The 2,994-nt window shown below is 74.4% G+C and carries 1 protein-coding gene; it reads right to left on the bottom strand.

The features are described 5' to 3' along the window. Positions 1–2,994 (bottom strand): SDR family NAD(P)-dependent oxidoreductase (locus GA0115259_RS05105; RefSeq protein ID WP_141716456.1); only part of this gene is annotated, 2,994 nt, incomplete at both ends.

Genomic DNA, 2,994 nt, shown 5'->3' with positions numbered 1-2,994 from the left:
TCGGGCAGGTCGCCGACGAGCGGCAGCGGGCGGCTCGCGGCGAAGGCGGGCAGGAAGCGGTCCCAGTCGATGTCGGCGATCGCGAGGGCGGTGTCGTCGTGCCCGACCGCCCGGAGCAGCGCGCGTACGGCCGGTTCCGGTGCGAGCGGCTCGAATCCGCCGCGCCGTACGCGGCTCACGATCCCGGTGGCGTCGGCGGCCATGCCGGATCCGGCCCAAGGGCCCCAGGCGACGGAGAGTGCGGTGAGGCCATGGGCCCGCCGGTACTCGGCGAGCGCGTCCAGATAGGCGTTGGCGGCGGCGTAGTTGCCCTGTCCCGCCGCGCCGATGACACCGGCGGTCGAGGAGAAGAGTACGAACGCCGAGAGATCCAGCTCGGCGGTCAGCTCATGGAGATGGTGTGCCGGGACCACCTTGGAGCGCAGGACGGCGATGAAGCCGTCCGGAGTGAGCGCGTCCACGGTGGTGTCCTCGACCACTCCGGCCGTATGGATCACCGCGGTGAGCGGCGCGTCCTCGGGCACGGCGGCGAGCAGGGCGGCCAGCGCGTCGCGGTCGGAGACATCGCAGGCGGCGATGGTGACACGGGCGCCCAGCTCCTCCAGTTCGGTGCGGAGTGCTGCGGCGCTGGGAGCGTTCTCCCCGCGCCGGCCGGCGAGCAGCAGATGCCGGGCGCCCTCGCGGGCGAGCCCGCGGGCCACATGTCCGGCGAGTGCGCCGGTGCCACCGGTGATCAGAACGGTGCCCGCCTGGTCGAACGGGCGCCGCTGGTCCGCTGCTTCGGCCGCTCCGGCAGGGCTGTGGGCGAGGCGCCGTACGAAGACGCCGGAAGCGCGTACGGCCGTCTCGCTCTCGCCGTCCGTACCGGCCAGGACGCTCCTGAAGCGGCGGGCGGCATGGGCGTCGAGCTGCTCGGGCAGATCGACGCAGCCGCCCCAGCGGCCGGGCTGTTCCAGGGCGACGGCGCGGCCGAGTCCCCAGACGGCGGCCTGGTCGAGGCTGATCACATGCTCCGAGCGGCCGACCGACACTGCGCCACGGGTGACGGTCCACAGCGGCGCGTCGATCCCGGCGTCGCCGAGCGCCTGTACGGCGACGGTGGTCAGCGTGAGGGCGGCGGGCACCTCCGGGCGGGCCTCACCGTCGCGGCCCACGAGCGCGAGCAGGGACAGTGCGCCGGTGAACTCGCCTTCCTCGGCTCGCAGTTCGGTCAGCCGGGCGGCCAGTTGGGCCCGGTCGGTCCCGGTGACTTCGACCAGGACTGTCTCCGTACCGAGGGCGGCGACAACCTCCGCGGACCACGCGGTGTCCTCCGTACGGGCCGGTGCCAGGACGAGCCAGCGTCCGAAGAGGGCGGCCGGTGCGGTGGAGCCGGTCCGCGGTTTCCAGACGACCTTGTAGCGCCAGGCGTCCACGGCGGACTGCTCGCCACGGCGGCGGCGCCATGCACTGAGGGCCGGGACCATCGCGGTGACGGTGTCGTCGTCCAGCCCGAGCGAGGCCGCGAGCGCCGTCACATCGTCGCGCTCGACGGCCGACCAGAACTCGGCGTCCACGGCACCGGCGGCGCTCTCCGCTCCCACGGCCGCGCCGGCCGGTGCCTCGGGCCAGTAGCGCTCGCGCTGGAAGGCATAGGTGGGCAGGGCGATCCGGCGCGCTCCGCTGTCCGCGAAGTACGCGCGCCAGTCCATGTCCACACCGTTGACCTGCGCGCCCGCCAGCGCGGTGACGAGCGCCCGTACCTCCGGGCGGTTGCCGCGCAGAAGCGGCAGCAGGACCGTACGGGGCTCCTCGGCGAGGCTCTCCCGTGCCATGCCGCAGAGCACTCCGTCGGGACCGAGTTCCAGGAAGGTCCGTACGCCGCCCTGGGCCGAGAGCCAGCCGATCCCGTCGGCGAAGCGGACGGTGTCCCGGACATGGCGGACCCAGTACTCCGGTGAGCACACCTGGTCGTCGGTGGCGAGCGTGCCGGTCACATGGGAGACGAGCGGGATGACGGGCGGACGGTAGGTGAGGCTTCGCGCGATCCGGGCGAAGTCGTCCAGCATCGGGTCCATCAGCGGGGAGTGGAAGGCATGGCTCACCCGCAGCCGCCTGGTCTTGCGTCCCTGGGCCTCGAAGGACGCGGCGAGGGCGAGGACGGCGTCCTCCGCCCCGGCGACGACCACCGAGGAGGGCCCGTTGACGGCCGCGACAGAGATCTGGTCGCCGATTTCCGCCGGCAGCGGCAGGACCTCGTCCTCGGCGGCCTGGAGGGAGACCATCGCGCCGCCCTCGGGCAGCGCCTGCATCAGCCGGCCGCGCGCGGCCACCAGGGCGCACGCGTCCGGCAGGGAGAGCACGCCCGCGGCGTGCGCGGCTGCGAGTTCACCGATGGAGTGCCCGGCCAGATAGTCGGGTGTGATGCCCCAGGACTCGGCGAGCCGGAACAGCGCGACCTCCACGGCGAACAGCGCGGGCTGCGCGTACCCGGTCCGGTCGAGCAGCGCGGCCTCCGCCGAGCCCTCGGCGGCGAACAGGATCTCGCGCAACGGCCGGTCCAGTTCGCCGTCCAGATGGGCCAGTACGGCGTCGAGCGCGTCGGCGAACGCCGGGAAACGCTCGTAGAGTTCGCGTCCCATGCCGGCGCGCTGGCTGCCCTGTCCGGTGAACAGGAACGCCGTACGGCCACGGCCCGGGCCGACGCCCTGCACCACGCCCGGTCCCGGCAGTCCGTCGCGCAGGGCCAGCAGACCGCGCAGCAGTTCGTCGGGCTCCCGCGCCACGACGGCGGCACGGCGCTCCAGGCTCGCCCGCGAGGTGGCCAGGGAGAAGGCGAGATCGGTGAGCCCGGTCCCGGGCCGCTCCTCCACCAGGGCGAGCAGCCGGCCCGCCTGGGCGCGCAGCGCCGCCTCGCTCCGCGCCGAGATCAGTACGGGCACGGCGTCCGGCGCAGCGCCCGGCGCGGGTTCGCGGTCGTCGGCGGGCTCCTCGGCAGGCTCTGCGGCAGGGGCC

It is taken from the genome of Streptomyces sp. MnatMP-M17 (genome assembly GCF_900091995.1).
In the GTDB taxonomy this organism is placed as follows: domain Bacteria; phylum Actinomycetota; class Actinomycetes; order Streptomycetales; family Streptomycetaceae; genus Streptomyces.
The sequence above is the reverse complement of the archived record's forward strand: the minus strand, read 5'-3'. Positions and strand labels throughout refer to the sequence as shown.